The sequence below is a fragment of the Pseudomonas sp. R3-57 genome (assembly GCF_051132065.1).
Lineage (GTDB): Bacteria > Pseudomonadota > Gammaproteobacteria > Pseudomonadales > Pseudomonadaceae > Aquipseudomonas.
The window spans coordinates 1,784,630-1,802,096 of the sequence record NZ_CP071655.1 but is presented as its reverse complement, the minus strand read 5'-3'; the positions used below and the strand labels follow the sequence as shown (position 1 = coordinate 1,802,096).

Below are 17,467 nucleotides of genomic sequence, written 5' to 3'. Positions count from 1 at the left end.
TAGCGTTTGAAGGGGTTTTACTCGATGCAATTCAAGCACTAAGCACAGAAACCACGCTGAATTTCAAGGCCGCTGGATCTGCTGCAGATGACCGTAGAGCTTGGCGTACAGCCCGCCGTCGGCAATCAATTGCTGATGATCGCCGTCTTCAGCAATCTGACCGCCGTCGAACACCAGAACGCGATCGGCCTGCTTCACCGCCGACAAGCGGTGGGCGATGATCAGCGTGGTGCGGCCATTTAGGAAGCGCGCCATGGCCTGATGCAGGTTGTATTCGGTGGCGGCGTCGAGGGCCGAAGTGGCTTCGTCGAGGATCACCACTTTCGGCTCGGCGAGAATCATCCGTGCAATCGCCAGACGCTGGCGCTGACCGCCGGACAAGCGCACGCCGGAGCGCCCGACAATGCTGTCGAGGCCGTTGGGCAAGGCGCGCACAGTGGCTTCAAGCTGGGCGATTTCCAGCGCCTGCCAGCAGGCTTCGTCGCTGCGGGTGCGGCCCATGGTCAGGTTGGCGCGCACTGTGTCGTTGAACAGCGCCGGATGCTGCAAAACCACCGCAACGTTTTCCCGCACGGTTTCCAGGCCGATGTCCTGCTGGGTCGAGCCGCCGAAACGGATGCTCCCGACCAGCGGCGTATACAGCCCGAGAAGCAATTGCACCAAGGTACTTTTGCCGCCGCCGCTGGCGCCGACGATGGCCACCTTCTCGCCCGGCGCAATCGACAGGTTCATCTGATCCAGCACCAACTCATCGCCATAGCCGAAACTCAGGCCTTGCACCTGAATGCCGACGGTGTCGCGGCCCTTGAACGGATCGACGCCGCCCGGGTATTGCGGCTCATCGGCGCGCGCCAGCAGTTCGTTGATCCGCGCCAGCGCCCCGCCCGCCGCGTAATAGGCGTATTGCAGATTGAGCAGTTGTTCGACCGGGCCGATCATGAACCACAGGTAACTGAACACCGCGAGCATCTGCCCGATCGACAGGTCGGAGAACAACACGGTGAGCATCGCCGCTGCGCGGAAAATATCGATGCCGAACTGGAACAGCAAACCACTGGCACGGTTCGAGGCGTCGGTTTTCCACTGCGAGTTGACCGCGTAGTTGCGCACTTCCTGCGCGCGCAGGCCGAGGCGCCCAAGGAAAAAGCCCTGGCGGTTGCCGGCGCGCACTTCCTGAATCGCATCGAGGGTTTCGCTCAGCGCCTGGGTGAAGCGCGCGGTGCTGTCGTTCTCGAGTTTCTTCAGGTGTTTGACGCGTTTGCCCAACTGCACCGTGGCGTAGATCACCAGCGGATTGAACAGCAGAATCAGCAGCGCCAGTTTCCAGTGCATCCACATCAGAATGCTGGCGGTGCCGACCAGCGTGAGCATCGCCACCAGAAAGCGGCTGAGGGTTTCGCCGACAAACTTGTCGAGGGTGTCCAGGTCGGTGACCAGATGCGTGGTGACCGTGCCGCTGCCGAGGCTTTCGTATTCTCCGAGGGAGATGCGTTTCAGTCGCTCGATCAGGCGCACGCGGATGCGGTAGACGATGTCCTTGGCCAGCCGCGCAAACAGCCGCGACTGCAGCACGCCAAAGCATAGCGCACTGCAGCGCAACGTCAGGGTGACGACCAGCATCAGGCCGATGTAACCCGCCGCTTGTTGCCACATGCTCGGCAGGAAATGGTTCATGACTTTCAGCGCCGCATCGCCGTGACCGAGCAGCACCTCGTCGACCAGCAACGGCAGCAACAGCGGTATCGGCACGCTGCACAACGTCGCCAGCACAGCTACGCCGTTGGCGATCCACAGGGATTTTTTGTGTGTGAGTGCCAGGCGCCGGACTTCTGCCCAGCTCAGTCGGTCGCCTTGCTTGCCCGCTGCCGTGCCATCGCCAAGGTCAGGCACAGGCGGCGCGCTCCAGCCAGCAGCCCAGCAACGGCGCCAGATCGCTGAGCGGTCGATAGCCATTGGTCAGCAACGCCAGTTGGCCGTTGCGTTCGGCGAGCAGTGTCGGGAACCCGGCAATGCCCAGATCCTGGACCCAGGTGAAATCGGCCTGAGTGGCTTTGTATTGATTGGCATGATCAAACAACGCGGCGAACTCGATGCGCGGCACACCTGCCTGCTCGGCCAGCTCGACCAGCACGCTGGCCTGGGTGACGTCGCGACCTTCAACGTAGAACGCCTGCTGGATCAGACCGACCAGCGTCCAGGCGCAATCCGGCGCCAGACTGCGCGCGGTGACGATGGCGCGGCAGGCCGGTTCAGTGTCGTAGACAAAACCGTCCGGCAACGCCCCGTCGAGCTTGAATGGCTGGCCGGTGGCCTCGGTGACCGCTTGCCAATGCTCAAGGATGTAGCGCCGCGTGGTCGGCTCCAGCGCCGCGCCGCTGCCGGTGCGCAAACCGCCGGCCACCAGATGCAGCTCGACCCCGGCTGCCTGCGCCTGCTCGACCAAGGCCCTGGCCACCGGAGCAAAACCCCAGCACCACGAACACATCGGATCCATCACATAGAGCAGGCGCGCAGACATGGTTAGGCCTCGGTGGATGCTTGCTTGTAGTTGTAGCCGATCGGGTGCGGCTGGTTACGCGCCTTGGCCAGTTCGATCTGCTTTTGCCGGTCGATGGCGCTGCGGCGGGTTTTCTCGCTCAGCTTGTCCCAGCAATGCGGGCAACTGATGCCGGCCACGTAATGCTCGGACGCACGATCTTCAACGCTGACCGGAGTGCGGCAGGCATGACATTGATCGTAGTCGCCTTCGCTGAGGTCGTGGCGCACGGTGACGCGGTTGTCGAACACGAAACAGTCGCCCTGCCACCTGGTTTCTTCCTGCGGCACCTCTTCGAGGTACTTCAGAATGCCGCCCTTGAGGTGATAAACCTCTTCGAACCCTTCGCCGAGCATGTAGCTGGAGGCTTTTTCACAGCGGATGCCGCCGGTGCAGAACATCGCGACCTTCTTGTGCACGGCCGGATCGAAGTGTTCTTTGATGTACTCGGGGAATTCGCGAAAACTGGTGGTTTTCGGATCGATGGCGCCTTCGAAAGTGCCGATCGCCACTTCGTAATCGTTGCGCGTGTCGATCAGCAGCACTTCCGGGTCGCTGATCAACGCGTTCCAGTCCTGCGGCTCAACGTAGGTGCCGACCTTCTTGTTCGGGTCAACGCCTTCGACGCCCAAGGTAACGATCTCTTTCTTCAGCTTGACCTTGGTGCGGTAGAACGGCTGTTCGTCGCAGTACGATTCCTTGTGATCGATGTCGATCATGCGCGGATCGTTTTTCAGCCAGGCGAGCAGGCCGTCGATACCTTCGCGGGTGCCGGAAACAGTACCGTTGATGCCTTCTTCGGCAATCAGCAGAGTGCCTTTGATGCCGTTGTCGACCATCGCTTGCAACAGTGGCTCGCGCAGGTCAACGTAATCTTCGAGGGTGACGAACTTGTACAGTGCCGCCACGACAATCGGTTGTGTCATGGTTGTTTCTCCAGGTGGCTACCCTCGCAAAGGGTGAACCGGATTCAAAAAAAACGCGCCGGCTAAGCGGCGCGTCGGGATTTTAGCAAAAAAGCAGCTACAAGCTCCAAGCTTAAAGCGGCAAGCCAAAACTCATCCGCCTTTCACTTGCAGCTTGCCGCTTATCGCTGATCTCCTCCGGCACAAGTTGGCGACGCCGGTGCGGCGCCTACTTCTGCCCATTCCTGCGGGGTGTAGGTGTGCAGCGCCAACGCATGGAACTCGCCCATCAGCTCGCCGAGCGTGCCGTAGACTTTCTGGTGGCGCTTGACCCGATTCAGGCCTTCGAACTGCGCGCTGACCACCACGGCCTTGTAGTGCGTCTGTAACCCGCGACTGTGCATGTGGCTTTCATCCAGCACTTGCAGATGCTCAGGCTGCAGCAGGCCCAGCGTCGATTCGATGCGTTGTTGCATGGTCATCACGAACTCCGCTTACTTCTTCTTAGCCGGTGCAGCAGCTGGGGTCAGCTCTTTGGTCATGTCGTCGAGCAGCTTGTTGACCACTGGCACGGCGCTTTCCAGCTTGCCCTGGGTCATCTGCGCCGATTGCTGGGTCAGCTGCGGCATTTTTTCCAGGACCTTTTTGCCCAGTGGCGACTGGTAGAACGCGACCAGATCCTTGAGCTCGGATTCGCTGAAGTTGCTGGTGTAGAGCTTGACCATGTCCGGCTTGAGCTTGTTCCAGCCAATGGCCTGGTCCAGCGCGGCGTTGGCCTTGGCCTGGTAGGTTTCGAGGACGGCTTTCTTGGCCTCAGGAGCTTTGGTCTGCTCAAAACGCTGGGCAAACATTTGCTGCACTTGCATGTACACCGGAGTGCCCAGTTTGTCAGCGTGAGCCAGGGTCAGGAAGGCTTCGGCACTGGCGTTGTGGCTGGCGGTATCGGCAAGCACCTGGCCGCTGGCGCAAACCAGTGCAACCGCGGTGCAGATGGCACGAAGACGAGTCATCGAGTTTCCTTTTAAGCAAAGCGAGGTCAAACCCCAAGGGCGACCATTCTGCGCCTAACGATTGCCGTGGCTCAACCCCCAAGCCTTGCCGCGCTTGATTGACCGGGTCGGCCAGTCAACAATCGAGTCGATGGAACCACCACGGCCGATGCCGGCCTAAACTGCGCAAACAGACCAACAGGAGTGTGCACGATGAGCCGTATCGAAACCGACAGCCTGGGCCAGATCGAAGTCCCGGACGACGCTTACTGGGGTGCTCAGACGCAACGCTCGCTGATCAACTTCGCCATCGGTCAGGAACGCATGCCGCTACCGGTATTGCACGCCCTGGCCCTGATCAAGAAAGCCGCTGCACGGGTCAATGACCGCAACGGCGATCTGCCTGCCGACATCGCGCGGCTGATCGAACAGGCCGCCGACGAAGTGCTCGACGGCCAGCACGACAACCAGTTCCCACTCGTGGTCTGGCAGACCGGCAGCGGCACCCAGAGCAACATGAACGTCAACGAAGTGATCGCCGGTCGCGCCAACGAACTGGCCGGCAACCCGCGCGGCGGCAAGACCCCGGTGCACCCGAACGATCACGTCAACCGCTCGCAAAGCTCCAACGATTGCTTCCCTACTGCCATGAGCATCGCCACCGCACAAGCCGTGCAGGAGCAATTGCTGCCGGCCATCAGCGAGCTGTCCGGTGGCCTCGCCGAACTCGCCGCGCGCCACATGAAACTGGTCAAGACCGGGCGCACGCACATGATGGACGCGACGCCGATCACCTTCGGGCAGGAATTGTCGGGTTTCATAGCGCAACTGGATTACGCCGAACGGGCGATCCGCGCCGCATTGCCGGCAGTCTGTGAACTGGCCCAGGGCGGCACTGCGGTCGGCACCGGGCTGAACTCGCCGCATGGTTTTGGCGAGGCGATTGCTGCAGAACTGGCAGCGTTGTCCGGCCTGCCGTTCGTCACCGCGCCGAACAAGTTTGCCGCCCTCGCCGGCCACGAGCCGCTGACCAACCTCTCCGGTGCGCTGAAAACCCTCGCCGTGGCGCTGATGAAGATCGCCAATGACTTGCGTCTGCTCGGCTCCGGTCCCCGCGCAGGGTTTGCCGAAGTGAAGCTGCCGGCCAACGAGCCGGGCAGTTCGATCATGCCCGGCAAGGTCAACCCGACTCAGTGCGAAGCGCTGTCGATGCTCGCCTGTCAGGTCCTGGGCAACGACGTGACGATCGGCATTGCCGCCAGTCAAGGCCACTTGCAGTTGAACGTGTACAAACCGGTGATCATCCACAACCTGCTGCAATCGATTCGCCTGCTCGCCGATGGCTGCAGCAACTTCCAGCAGCACTGCATCGCCGGGCTGGAACCGGATGCCGAGGCCATGGCCCGGCACCTGGAGCGTGGGCTGATGCTGGTGACGGCGCTGAACCCGCACATCGGTTATGACAAATCGGCGGAAATCGCCAAGAAGGCTTACAGCGAAGGGCTGACCTTGCGCGAGGCGGCGTTGCAGTTGGGGTATCTGACCGATGAAGAGTTTGATGCCTGGGTGCGGCCGGAGAACATGATCGAGGCTGGGGCCAAGGGCTGAGATTTGTAGCGTTTCTTAGTCAGTCATCGCGAGCAGGCTCACTTCTACAGGGGGAATGTGGTCCCCTGCAGGAGTGAGCCTGCTCGCGATGGACCCGACTCGGTCTAACTGGCTGCCATCTTCATCCGCCGCGCCTTGAGCCCGGCAATCAACGACGGCCCCAACGCCACCAGCGCCGAGCCCAACACCACCAGCACCGCCCCGCCATAGCCCAGCGCATTGATCTGCTCTGCGTGCACGTACTCCGGCCAGACCTGCGCGGCCAGCGCCACCGCTGCGAACGTCACCAGCGGCGTGATCGCCAGGGTCGCGCTGACCCGCGAAGCCTCCCAATGCGCCAGCGCTTCAGCGAACGCGCCATAGGCGATCAGCGTGTTCAGGCAGCAGGCCAGCAGCAGCCAGCCCTGCAGCGGGCTCAGGCTCAGCGCTTCGAGCGGATGCACCCACGGCGTCAGCAACAACGCGCAGAACAGATAGATCACCATCATCACCTGCAGTGAATTCCACACCGTGAGCAATTGCTTCTGCCCCAGCGCATAGAACGTCCATACCGTCGACGCCAGCAGCACCAGCAAGACCCCGGCGGTGTAATCCGACAGCGAGGTCAACAGCTCCGCCAGACGCTGATTGAAAAACAGCCCGAAGCCGATCAGCAAGACCAGCAGACCGATGCCCTGGCCGAGACTGAAACGTTCCTTGAACACAAACAGACTGGCGATCAGCAACATGATCGGACCCATCTGCACCACCAGTTGCGCGGTGCCGGGGCTAAGCAGATTGAGACCCATCAGGTACAGCACGTAGTTGCCGACCAGCCCGAGCACCGCCATCAGCACCAGCCAGCCGCCCTTGGGTCCGAGCGCTTTGCGACTGGGTAGACGTTTGACCGAGGCCAGATAAATGAACAGGCAACCGCCGGACACCAGCAGGCGAAACCAGGTCACGGTGACAGGGTCCATCACCAGCAGCACCTGTTTGAGCTTGATCGGCAGAATGCCCCAGAGCAACGCGGTCAGCAGTGCGAGGAACAATCCATAGACCCAGCGACCGGACGAAATGTGCATGCGAACCTCAAAAGCCTGCTGACAAGAATGCCCATTCTAGGCGCGCATCGTGTTGTGACACAGGGACAGTTGCGTTCCGGCCGCGAATGCAACTGTGCAGGTCGCAGCATTATGTTGACGCCCTGCCGTTGATCGACTCGCCGCGCAGGCCAAGTGCTTCAGGCATAAGCTCAATGGACCTTCAGCCCGCTCGCCAAGGGAGATCGATGATGTTAGCCATGCGCGCCGCCGACAGCGCCCCCACCACCCGTTTTCGCAGCGACCGGGTGTGCCGGATCAATGGCCAACTGTTTTTCAGCACCCGGGAAAATACCATGGAGGGGCCGTTTGACAGTCAGGATAAGGCAGAGCAGGAAATCCGGGCTTATATCGCGCGGATGCAGCTTCTGGATTCCAACCGCTGAGCGGTGGTGATCCCATCGCTGGCAAGCCAGCTCCCACAGGATTGGTGGCGTACACAGATTTTGCAAACGCTACGAGACCTGTGGGAGCTGGCTTGCCAGCGATAGCAATCGAACAGGCAACAAAAATGCTATGGCTTAGCGAACTGCCTCAAACAACCCACTGGCCCCCATCCCGCCACCGACGCACATGGTCACGATGCCGTAACGCAGATTACGCCGCTGCAACTCGCGCACCAGATGCCCGACCTGGCGTGAGCCGGTCATGCCGAACGGGTGGCCGATGGAAATCGAGCCGCCGTTGACGTTGTATTTCTCATTATCGATCTCCAGCCGATCACGGCTGTACAGGCACTGCGACGCAAACGCCTCGTTCAACTCCCACAGATCGATATCCGCCACCTGCAAGCCCTTGGCCTTGAGCAGTTTCGGCACCGAGAACACCGGGCCGATACCCATCTCGTCCGGCTCGCAACCGGCCACAGTAAAGCCACGGAAAAACGCCTTCGGTTTGAGCCCCAGCTCCAGAGCTTTTTCCAGACTCATGACCAACGTCATCGACGCGCCGTCGGACAGTTGCGAGGAGTTGCCAGCCGTCACCGAACCGTCGTCAGCGAACACCGGTTTCAGCCCAGCGAGGCTTTCGTAGGTGGTGTCGGGGCGATTGCAATCGTCGTGATCGACCACGCCGTCGAGAATCTGCACCTCGCCGCTGTTCTTGTCCTCGACGCGGTATTTGACCGACATCGGCACGATCTCATCATCGAACAGCCCGACGGCCTGAGCCTGTGCAGTGCGGATCTGGCTTTGCAGCGCATAACGATCCTGCGCTTCGCGGCTCACGCCATAACGCCGCGCGACCACCTCGGCGGTCTGGCCCATCGTGTAATAGATGCCGGGGGTCTGCTGCTTGAGCAGCGGGTTGATCAGGTGATCGGTGTTGACGCTTTTCAGGGTCAGGCTGATCGACTCGACGCCGCCGGCGACAATGATCTCGCTGCAACCGGAAGCGATCTGGTTGGCGGCAATCGCAATCGCCTGCAGGCCCGATGAGCAGAAACGGTTGAGGGTCATGCCCGCTGTGCCGGTGCCGAGGCGCGACAGCACTGCGACGTTGCGGCCGATGTTATAGCCCTGCGCACCTTCGTTGGAGCCGGCGCCGACGATGCAGTCCTCGACGCTGGCCGGGTCGATGTCGTTGCGCGTCAACAGGGCGTTGACGCAATGGGCCGCCATGTCATCGGGGCGGGTCTGGTTGAACTTGCCGCGAAAGGATTTGGCCAGGCCGGTCCGCACGCTGTCGACGATCACCACTTCACGCATGGCATACCTCATTGTTGTTGTCGGTTGAAAGTGGACCTGAGCATAAGTCCACCTTCTCGCCGACCGCGAGGATCATTCACCCGGCGTATGCGCGGCCATCGCTTCAGTCCTTGCGCTTCTTCGCCTGCTTGTCGGATTTTTCGAACGCCTCTTCCAGGGCGCGGTTGATCGTGCGCAGCACCTTGACCCTTGCCCAGCGCTTGTCGTTGGCTTCGACCAGGGTCCACGGGGCGACTTCGGTGCTGGTGCGATCGACCATATCGCCGACGGCGGCACGATAGTCATCCCACTTGTCGCGGTTGCGCCAGTCGTCTTCGGTGATCTTGAAGCGCTTGAACGGGATCTCCTCGCGCTCCTGAAACCGCGCCATCTGCGTGTCCTTGTCGATGGCCAGCCAGAACTTGACCACGATCACTCCGGAGTCGGCCAGTTGTTCCTCGAAATCGTTGATCTCGCCATAGGCGCGCAGCCAGTCGGCCGGTTTGCAAAAACCTTCGATGCGTTCGACCAGCACGCGGCCGTACCAGGAGCGGTCGAACACGGTGAATTTGCCGCGTGCCGGGATGTGCCGCCAGAAGCGCCACAGGTACGGTTGCGCCCGCTCCTCTTCGGTCGGTGCGGCAATCGGCACGATGTTGTACTGGCGCGGATCGAGCGCCGCCGCGACCCGACGGATCGCCCCGCCCTTGCCGGCAGCGTCGTTGCCTTCAAACACTGCGACCAGCGCATGGCGGCGCATGCGTTTGTCGCGCATCAGCCCGGACAGGCGCGCCTGTTCGGTGATCAGTTGTTCTTCATAGTCTTTCTTGTCCAGCCGGTGACCGAGGTTGAGGCTGTCGAGCAGGTTCAACTGATCGACCGGCGTGCCCAGCGGCGCGGCGCTGACCTCCTGCGGACTGACATCGGCGCGCTTGAGCGCCCCCTGCAAACCTTCCAGCAAAATCTTGCCCACCGCCAGGCTGCGATAGTTGGCATCGGCGCCTTCGATGACATGCCACGGCGCGTAATCACGACTGGTGCGGCGCAGCACGCGCTCACCGAATTTAACGAACTTGTCGTAGGTTTGCGATTGCTGCCAGTCCAGCGGGCTGATGCGCCAGCTGTGCAGCGGGTCGTCGGCCAGTGCCTTGAGCCGCGCCTTCATCTGTTTCTTGGACAAGTGAAACCAGAACTTGAAGATCAGCGCGCCTTCATCGCAGAGCATCTTTTCCAGACGCTCGGCAGCGGCAATCGCCTGATCCAGACGTGGGTCCTTGAACAACCCGTGCACGCGGCCCTGCAACATCTGGCTGTACCAGTTACCGAAAAAAATCCCCATGCGCCCCTTCGCCGGAAGCATCCGCCAGTAACGCCACGCCGGCGGCCGCGCCAGTTCTTCATCGGTCTGCTGATCGAAGGTGCGCACTTCGATCAGGCGCGGGTCCATCCACTCGTTGAGCAGTTTGACCGTCTCGCCCTTGCCCGCGCCTTCGATGCCATTGATCAGAATGATCACCGGGAAACGCTTCTGCTGCTGCAATTCGAACTGGGCTTCCAGCAAGGCTTCGCGCAAGGCGGGAACAGCCGCCTCATAAGTGTCGTTGTCGATGGCGTGACCGATTTCAGCGGATTCAAACATAGGAACGGCTCCTTCCAGGATTCAGCAAGACTAGCGGATTGGGCACAACCACGGCGCAGAAATTCCAGCGCGTTGCGGATTGTCGGCGTGCACCCGGCCATGCGCCTTGCCATGGATCAAGCAGCGCCGGCACGATCGGCTAGAATGGCGGCCTTGCCGTTGCCGAGCCTGCCATGAAACCTGTACTGCCCCACGCCCAGCTCGACTGGGATGACCAGGGACGCCCGCGTTCGCGAGTGTTCGATGACGTATATTTCTCCGACCAGTCGGGGCTCGACGAAACCCGTTACGTGTTCCTTGAACAAAACCGTCTGGCCGAGCGTTTTGCCGCGCTGCCGGCGAACGGGCGGCTGGTGATCGGCGAAACCGGGTTCGGCACCGGGCTGAATTTTCTTTGCGCCTGGCAACTGTTCGAACAACACGCGGTGGCGGGCGCGCGGCTGCATTTTGTCAGCGTGGAAAAATACCCGCTGAGCCCGGCCGATCTGCAACGCGCCCTGGCGTTGTGGCCGCAGCTCAAGCCGCTGGCCGACCCATTGCTGCGGCAGTACGTGGCGATCCACGACGGTTTCCAGCGCATCACCCTGGCCAACGGTCGGGTGACGCTGACGCTGTTGATCGGCGATGCCTTGGAGCAATTGCCACAGCTCGACGCACAGATCGACGCGTGGTTTCTCGATGGCTTCGCCCCGGCGAAAAACCCCGACATGTGGACCGCTGAGCTGTTCGCCGAACTGGCCCGACTGGCGGCGCCGGGCTCGACCATCAGCACGTTCACCAGCACCGGTTGGGTACGGCGTCTGCTCAATGCCGCCGGGTTCAAGATGAAGCGCACGCCGGGCATCGGTCACAAGTGGGAAATCCTGCGTGGCGAATTCCTCGGCTGGCCGGCAGACGTGACGCCACCCCAGGCGCACAAACCGTGGTTCGCCCGCCCTGCCCCCCCGGTCGGCGAACGCAGCGCGTTGGTGATCGGTGCGGGGCTGGCCGGTTGCGCGACGGCCGCCAGCCTCGCCGCGCGCGGCTGGCAGGTCAGCTTGCTTGAGCGCCACGCGGGCGTGGCGCAGGAAGCCTCGGGCAACCCGCAAGGCGTGCTCTACCTGAAGTTGTCCGCCCACGGCACGGCGCTGTCGCAACTGATCGTCAGCGGTTTCGGCTACACCCGCCGCCTGCTGGAAACCCTGCAACGCGGCACCGACTGGGACGCTTGCGGGGTGCTGCAATTGGCCTTCAATGCCAAGGAAGCCGAGCGTCACGCGCAACTGGCCGAGGCCTTCCCCGAAGATCTGTTGCACTGGCTGGAGCAACCGGCGGCGCAGGCGCGCGCCGGGGTGGGTGTGGCCCATGGCGGATTGTTCTACCCCGAAGGCGGCTGGGTGCATCCGCCCGCGCTGTGTCAGGCGCAAGCCGCGCAGCCGAACATCGAACTGCTCAGCCATCACGACGTGCTGCAACTGCGCAAGGTTGATGACTGGTGGCAAGCGTGGGACGGCGAGCGCTTGCTCGCCAGTGCTGCGGTAGTGGTGCTGGCCGGCGCCGCCGAAATCAAGCGCTTTGCACAAAGCGCCGAGTTGCCGCTCAAGCGCATTCGCGGGCAGATCACGCGTCTGGCGCAAACCCCGCAAAGCGCCGCGCTGAAGACGGTGGTGTGCGCCGAAGGCTATGTCGCACCGGCGCGTCTGAGCGAGCACACCCTCGGCGCCAGTTTCGACTTTCACAGCGATGACCTGACCCCGACCGCTGCCGAACACCAGGGCAATCTGGCCATGCTCGAGGAAATCTCCAGCGATCTGGTCGCCCGTTTGCACATTGATCAACAGCCGCTCGAAAACCTTCAGGGACGCGCCGCATTTCGCTGCACCAGCCCCGATTACCTGCCGATTGTCGGCCCGCTCGCCGACCTGCCAGCGTTCAATCAAACCTATGCAGCGTTGAGCAAGGACGCCCGACAAGTGCCGGACAGCGCCTGCCCGTGGCACGACGGCCTGTACGTCAACAGCGGCCACGGCTCGCGCGGGCTGATTACCGCGCCGCTGTCCGGTGAACTGCTCGCAGCGTGGCTGGACAACGAGCCGCTGCCGCTCCCACGCAGCGTCGCCGAAGCCTGTCACCCGAACCGGTTCGCCCTGCGCAAACTGATTCGCGGCAAGTGATGCTCAGGCGTCGGGCCTGGCGCACAGGCCCAGATCAACGATTCGTAATGCATCGTTGGTCAGGCGGGTAAACACGTCGCCCAAGGCTTTTTCCCGTTCGGCCTTGATGATCTCTGCCTGGCTCAGGTAATCGGCGTCCGACAAGCTGCTTGATTGCTCATCCAGGGCGGTCATTTCTGGTGTGAACTTATCGTCCACAGGTGCGAACTGGCGGGGAAAGGTGCGTTGCAGATAGTGTTTCCAGAATGTCTGCCCAGACATGAAGTTCAACCACTTCGGCGACAGCTCGGCTGTCGTGACCCGGCTCTTCGCCACCTCCAGATCAGCCGCAGTGACGCCGGCTAGTGAGCCGTAGCGCATGTGCCGTGGCTGACCGGGCAACTCCAGGGTCTCGGCAAGCCCGCTGCGATAGGCGAGGCTGACCTCCAGCGGATCGAGTTTGGGGTCTTTAGCGGCATGTTCCAGGGCAATCTCGTCCAGTTGAGCCAGGCGAAACAGGCCACGCCCCAGCTTCAGCAGCGGTTTAGCGCTGGTGATCTTGCCGCCAGCGAGGCTGGTTACCCGATCGATCTCCACCGCGACTTCCAGATAACTGAAATTCATGGCTGCGCTGTCAGTGCAGTTGATCGGGCTGGCGGCCAGGTCCAGCACCTGGTCGCAGAGCACGGCGTCATTCTCTGCGGCCTCGAGCACCGTCCAGACCCGCCGCCGCAGGTCCTCGTTGACCTTTTCCGAATCGGCGCTATTGCCCAGTTCCGCGAGCAGTCGGAACAGCCCCTCGGCGCGCGTATCGTCCTTTAAAGCGTTCCAGATGCGCTCTCGCCCGGCCGATTCGACGCCCGCCGCCTCTGGCAGCCACAGCGACCGTGCCTGCTGTTCATCAAGCCGGGCGATGTCGTTTTCCAGATAGCCCATGCCCACGCCGACATTGTCGCGATAGGTCTGCAGCAGGGTTTTGCTCGGATTGGCCAAAGGATTGCGGCCAAGATTGAGTGTCTGGCTGAAACGTCGAGGCATCTTGAACAGCCACTGCGGCAAGCTCTTGATGTGGTTTTCGCTCAGGTCGGCCCAGTCCAGGTACTGCAAGCGCGCAAGTCCTTTGGGCATTTCCGTGAGACCGCTGTCGCGCAACAACAGCCGACGCAGAAAAAACAGGCGAGTGACATCCGGCGTGGCGCCCAGCGGATTTTCACTCAAATTCAAATAATGCAGCGTGTCCAGACCATTGAGTTTTGCCAGCGTCTGCTCGGTCAACTGAAGCTTGTTGCCCGCCAGACTCAGGCGCTTCAGATCGAGCATGTGCGACAGCACTTCGGGGAAACGGCTGATGCTATTGCCATCGAGTTCCAGCGACTCCAGGTGCTTGAACGACTTGAGAAAGTACGCCACATCATCGGTCAAGGCCATGTCACGCATGGACAACTGCTGAATGTGCGCAAAGCTGATCTCTGCCGGCAGGGTCGGCAGCTTGCCGACGCGCATGCCGTCGAGTTTCAACACGCCAACGGTTTTTCCGTCCTCGTTTTTCTCTTGGTAAAACCGCCGAAAACCGTGTTCGATCAGTTCAGCAAAGGTCTTGCGACTGTGCCGCACTTCTGCCAGATCCGGCCCGACCGTGTTCATCGCCTCGATATCTTCACTCCACGAAAACAGTGCATCGCGCAGGCTGTCCAGATTGTCGCGCAAGGCGTTGACCCGCGTCGCCCGGGTCAGCGCATCGTCACCCAGCCCGTCGATAAACTCGCTGGCCTGCGCTTCGTTCATGCGCGGGTAGAGTTTGCGGACTTTGCGCAGCAATGCCTGTGGGTGCTTCTTCACTGGAGCAGGATCGCTCTGGATACAGACAGGCTCGGCCTCCAGCGCTATCGACTTGCCACTGACCAGCGTGCGCGCCGCGACCTCGCGCTCCGCCAGAGCGGCGTCGAGCAACTCGCTGCGCAACTGGGCCGCGTCGCCCGGCAGTGCACCGGCAGAAGCGCCGGCCTTGACTTGCACCGATGGGGCCGCCTTGAGGATGGCGCCATACAGCGCGGTGGGACCGGAAGCGACTTTACCCAAAGACTTACCGCTACCGTCGAACGCTTCATAGCCGCTGGCAGATTTCACCAACGAGCCCTTGTGGACGGGGCTCGCCGACTCCTCGCCAACGGCTTGCAGAAGCTTTCCGCCAAGTGATTTTTCGCGCAGTTCCAGCCGCCAGCGTGAATCCCAACCGCGCAGGCGTGGCAGCAACTCGATGGCCAGTGTGTCGGTATCGTTGTTGGCCAGGCGCGGCCAGTGAAACCCGGCCAGCGCACGATCAAGGCGCACATGAGCGCTGGTGGTCCGCACCTGCTGTCCGAGCTGCAACGCCACGCGGCCGCTGGTGCGCAGGCTCTGGCGCTGCACACTTGGCGCCTGCTCGATCAGCTTTTTTGCACAGCGCGCGGGGATCTCGGCGAAGACGCTGCGCAGCTTCAGTACCTGATCGACCTCGCTCTTGTCGTAGCGTCGGTACATGCGCTCGAAGGCTGCGCGATGATCGGCGTTGAGCGCCGCGCCGAGTTTCTTGGCCAAGGCCGAGTGCTGCAGGTTTTTCGCCACTTTGCTGCCGAGCAAGGCCTCGACCTCGCTCTGATACAAACCGTCCACCACGGTTTGCAGCAACTGGCCCCGAGCCAATTGGCCCTCACTGACCACCACGCCCAGGGTTTCATCGAGCACCTTGGTTTCAGGATAGGTCGCCGTGACGCTGTCTTCGGCGTCGACGACTTCAATATAACGGTCGGTCGGCCAGCCTTTCATCGCTGGCAAGGTATGCAACTGCTCTTCGACCGGCTGGCCGGAGTGGATCTCGCCCGCCTGCAACTCACGGGTCAGAGTGCGTAACTGCCGCGCCAGACGCGCGCGCTCGACGCCGTCGCGCAAGCGCTCGGGCAGGCTCAGATTGTCGGTGAACGCCTGATGCAAACCCTCAGGCAGGGTGTCGCTGAGGCGACGCAGCATGTCCAGGTCGGTATCGACGAACTCGCTCAACTGCGGATCGATACGCTTGAGCGCGTAGGCCGAATTGCCCCATTCCTCGGGTTCTTCGGCGGGAAGGCGCCAGCCGCCCTCGACGTGCCGGGCAATCCGCGGAACATACGCTGGCGCCCGCCGGGCGTGTTGCAGGCGCCAGACTTTGCTCGCGGGATCGTAATCACCGGCGAAGATTCGATGATCGATGCGGCTCAGGGTCTTGTCGCCGATCTGATAAAAATCCTTCGAGCCCGGAGCGATGGTAAACCCGGTCGGCAGCGGATGTTCATAGGGCGCCAGATCAGGCTTCCACAACCGTGGCTGCCCTGCGCCGTTAACGATGGCGCTGAATTGCGCAAAGAACTGCGGGTGCGCTTGCAGGAGTTTCTTGCCGAGCGTTGCTACGGCTTTCTGCCCAGCGGCGAACGCGCCCATCACGGCAATGTTTTCCACCACGCTGAGCAGATGTGACAGCGCTTGCTGATGATCGCCACGGCGCCAGTCCTCGACGCCTTCATAGACTTCAGCGAGCATCTGCCCGACCGCAACGCCCATCATCAATTGCCCGAGCACCGGTACCACCAGCCCCGCGACCGAGACGACGGTCACACCCAGCTGAATGAAATCCAGCAGGCGTTTCTTGCGTACCTCTTCATCGATATCGTCGGTCGGTACGGCCAGCTTGCGCGCGTCTTGCTGCAGCTTGCCGACATGGCTCTGCACCATGAATTCGAAGAGTGCCACGCTCATCGGCCACTGCTTGACCGATCCAAGATCAAGGCTGTCGGCGAAGGTCTTGAAGAAGTCGGCCTTGTTGTCTTCATCGAGACTGTGGGCGAAATACTCCTTGAAGCTTGCCACCTGCAACTGCTTGGTCAGATATTGCTTGAACGCGGTGAAACTCGGGTATTCATACAACGGTCGTTGCGGTTCGCCGGCCATGTACACCACGCACCTCTCACTGGGGTACAGCTCCACCGATCGGCTGGAAAACACCACCACGCCCCAGACACAACTGTCGAGAATCTTCACGCCTTGCATGATCATCGCTTGCTTGCCATAGAGTTTGATTGCACTCGATAGCACGCCATCGGCGTCGATCAGTTTCTCCAGCACCTTCCGGGTGGCCGCAGTGATATGGCCCTTGAGGGCGGCTTGTTGCATGTCCAGTTGCAACAGCAGTTTTTTCAGCTTGGCGATATCCCGGGTCATGGCGCTGGTGGCGATGACCTTGCCATCGCGGTCCAGCAGGCCGAACACCTTTTGAAAATGCTCCTGATAGCGTTTGCCCAGATCGAGCTCGCGACACAGTTTGGCGAAAGCGGCCGGCGTCAGATCGCTCACGCCCTGCGCCGCACTTTTGATGCGAATGAAACTACCCTTCGGGAAGGTGTCAGCTGCCTCGTCCTTGCTGAAATTCTGCATGGCCGCTTGCAGCAGCGTCGGCGTCGCGTTGGGGAAGGTCTGGATGCCGTTTTCATCGGTGGAGGTTGCCGGGCAACCGCAGTCGACGCCGGGCAGACTGAGAAAGTCTTTCTCGACATCAAACGTGACGGCCGGCCATTTACCGCGCAAGGCCGCGTGCAATTCATCGATGCAGAAGCTATTCAGAGGTTTCAGCGCGAGCAGGTCCTTGTCGACCAGCACTTGCGTGTCGTGCAGGTCACGTACGGTCTGATCGAGTGCCGACAATGCTTCGGGGCTGGCTTTGAGCAGGTGCGCAGGCAAGGTTTTCTGCAGCGTTTGCGCGGTGTCGAGATCGGCGGTGGCCTCAAGCAGCGTACCCAGGATGGCGTCGTCCTGTGGCGAGGTTTTGTTCACTGTGGCGGGCATGGCAATAGTCCTTTATTGCGGGTTGGACCGGTGAACATAG

The 17,467-nt window shown here is 61.6% G+C and carries 12 protein-coding genes; 3 read left to right on the top strand and 9 right to left on the bottom strand.

The features are described 5' to 3' along the window. Positions 1–63: 63 nt before the first annotated feature. The 5 genes from J3P93_RS08245 to J3P93_RS08225 form a co-directional block, all read right to left on the bottom strand. Positions 64–1,890: an ABC transporter ATP-binding protein gene (locus tag J3P93_RS08245; protein WP_434596458.1), complete on the bottom strand. Its 1,827-nt coding sequence runs from the start codon at positions 1,888–1,890 to the stop codon at positions 64–66. Next, positions 1,883–2,518 (bottom strand): DsbA family protein, encoded by a 636-nt coding sequence (locus J3P93_RS08240; RefSeq protein ID WP_434596456.1) that lies wholly within the window; start codon positions 2,516–2,518, stop codon positions 1,883–1,885. The genes J3P93_RS08245 and J3P93_RS08240 overlap by 8 nt, the downstream gene beginning before the upstream one ends. 2 nt (positions 2,519–2,520) lie before the next feature. After that, the gene (locus tag J3P93_RS08235; RefSeq protein WP_090285086.1) at positions 2,521–3,462 is read right to left on the bottom strand and encodes a rhodanese-related sulfurtransferase; all 942 of its coding nucleotides are present in this window, start codon (positions 3,460–3,462) and stop codon (positions 2,521–2,523) included. 161 nt (positions 3,463–3,623) lie between these two features. Further along, positions 3,624–3,923 (bottom strand): BolA family protein, encoded by a 300-nt coding sequence (locus J3P93_RS08230; protein WP_090285088.1) that lies wholly within the window; start codon positions 3,921–3,923, stop codon positions 3,624–3,626. Between the two features lie 12 nt (positions 3,924–3,935). Then, positions 3,936–4,451, bottom strand: a complete 516-nt coding sequence (locus tag J3P93_RS08225; RefSeq protein WP_090285089.1) for a DUF2059 domain-containing protein — start codon at positions 4,449–4,451, stop codon at positions 3,936–3,938. A 192-nt stretch (positions 4,452–4,643) separates the two neighbouring features. On the opposite strand from J3P93_RS08225, the gene J3P93_RS08220 reads away from it, so the two are divergent. Then, on the top strand, positions 4,644–6,038 hold the full coding sequence (locus J3P93_RS08220; protein WP_434596453.1) for a class II fumarate hydratase: 1,395 nt from the start codon (positions 4,644–4,646) through the stop codon (positions 6,036–6,038). A gap of 104 nt (positions 6,039–6,142) precedes the next feature. On the opposite strand, the gene J3P93_RS08215 is transcribed toward J3P93_RS08220, so the two are convergent. Then, positions 6,143–7,102, bottom strand: coding sequence for a DMT family transporter (locus J3P93_RS08215; protein ID WP_434596451.1), 960 nt, complete (start codon positions 7,100–7,102; stop codon positions 6,143–6,145). Between the two features lie 209 nt (positions 7,103–7,311). On the opposite strand from J3P93_RS08215, the gene J3P93_RS08210 reads away from it, so the two are divergent. Beyond that, complete coding sequence (locus tag J3P93_RS08210; RefSeq protein ID WP_434596449.1) at positions 7,312–7,506, top strand: DUF6316 family protein; 195 nt, start codon at positions 7,312–7,314, stop codon at positions 7,504–7,506. Positions 7,507–7,641: 135 nt separating this feature from the next. Here the strand turns inward: J3P93_RS08210 and J3P93_RS08205 are convergent, their stop codons facing one another. Continuing rightward, positions 7,642–8,826, bottom strand: coding sequence for a thiolase family protein (locus J3P93_RS08205; protein ID WP_434596446.1), 1,185 nt, complete (start codon positions 8,824–8,826; stop codon positions 7,642–7,644). 103 nt (positions 8,827–8,929) lie between these two features. Continuing rightward, positions 8,930–10,444, bottom strand: a complete 1,515-nt coding sequence (gene pap, locus J3P93_RS08200; protein ID WP_434596444.1) for a polyphosphate:AMP phosphotransferase — start codon at positions 10,442–10,444, stop codon at positions 8,930–8,932. A 173-nt stretch (positions 10,445–10,617) separates the two neighbouring features. On the opposite strand from pap, the gene mnmC reads away from it, so the two are divergent. Continuing rightward, complete coding sequence (gene mnmC, locus J3P93_RS08195) at positions 10,618–12,597, top strand: bifunctional tRNA (5-methylaminomethyl-2-thiouridine)(34)-methyltransferase MnmD/FAD-dependent 5-carboxymethylaminomethyl-2-thiouridine(34) oxidoreductase MnmC (RefSeq protein WP_434596442.1); 1,980 nt, start codon at positions 10,618–10,620, stop codon at positions 12,595–12,597. Positions 12,598–12,600: 3 nt separating this feature from the next. On the opposite strand, the gene J3P93_RS08190 is transcribed toward mnmC, so the two are convergent. Then, on the bottom strand, positions 12,601–17,427 hold the full coding sequence (locus tag J3P93_RS08190; protein WP_434596440.1) for an NEL-type E3 ubiquitin ligase domain-containing protein: 4,827 nt from the start codon (positions 17,425–17,427) through the stop codon (positions 12,601–12,603). Positions 17,428–17,467: the final 40 nt, after the last annotated feature.

Bases quoted from the DNA above. Each gene is read 5' to 3' on its own strand.
- J3P93_RS08240 (WP_434596456.1), bottom strand. From the start codon at position 2,518: ATGTCTGCGCGCCTGCTCTATGTGATGGATCCGATGTGTTCGTGGTGC.
- J3P93_RS08225 (WP_090285089.1), bottom strand. From the start codon at position 4,451: ATGACTCGTCTTCGTGCCATCTGCACCGCGGTTGCACTGGTTTGCGCC.
- J3P93_RS08220 (WP_434596453.1), top strand. From the start codon at position 4,644: ATGAGCCGTATCGAAACCGACAGCCTGGGCCAGATCGAAGTCCCGGAC.
- J3P93_RS08230 (WP_090285088.1), bottom strand. From the start codon at position 3,923: ATGACCATGCAACAACGCATCGAATCGACGCTGGGCCTGCTGCAGCCT.
- pap (WP_434596444.1), bottom strand. From the start codon at position 10,444: ATGTTTGAATCCGCTGAAATCGGTCACGCCATCGACAACGACACTTAT.
- mnmC (WP_434596442.1), top strand. From the start codon at position 10,618: ATGAAACCTGTACTGCCCCACGCCCAGCTCGACTGGGATGACCAGGGA.
- J3P93_RS08205 (WP_434596446.1), bottom strand. From the start codon at position 8,826: ATGCGTGAAGTGGTGATCGTCGACAGCGTGCGGACCGGCCTGGCCAAA.
- J3P93_RS08235 (WP_090285086.1), bottom strand. From the start codon at position 3,462: ATGACACAACCGATTGTCGTGGCGGCACTGTACAAGTTCGTCACCCTC.
- J3P93_RS08215 (WP_434596451.1), bottom strand. From the start codon at position 7,102: ATGCACATTTCGTCCGGTCGCTGGGTCTATGGATTGTTCCTCGCACTG.
- J3P93_RS08190 (WP_434596440.1), bottom strand. From the start codon at position 17,427: ATGCCCGCCACAGTGAACAAAACCTCGCCACAGGACGACGCCATCCTG.
- J3P93_RS08210 (WP_434596449.1), top strand. From the start codon at position 7,312: ATGTTAGCCATGCGCGCCGCCGACAGCGCCCCCACCACCCGTTTTCGC.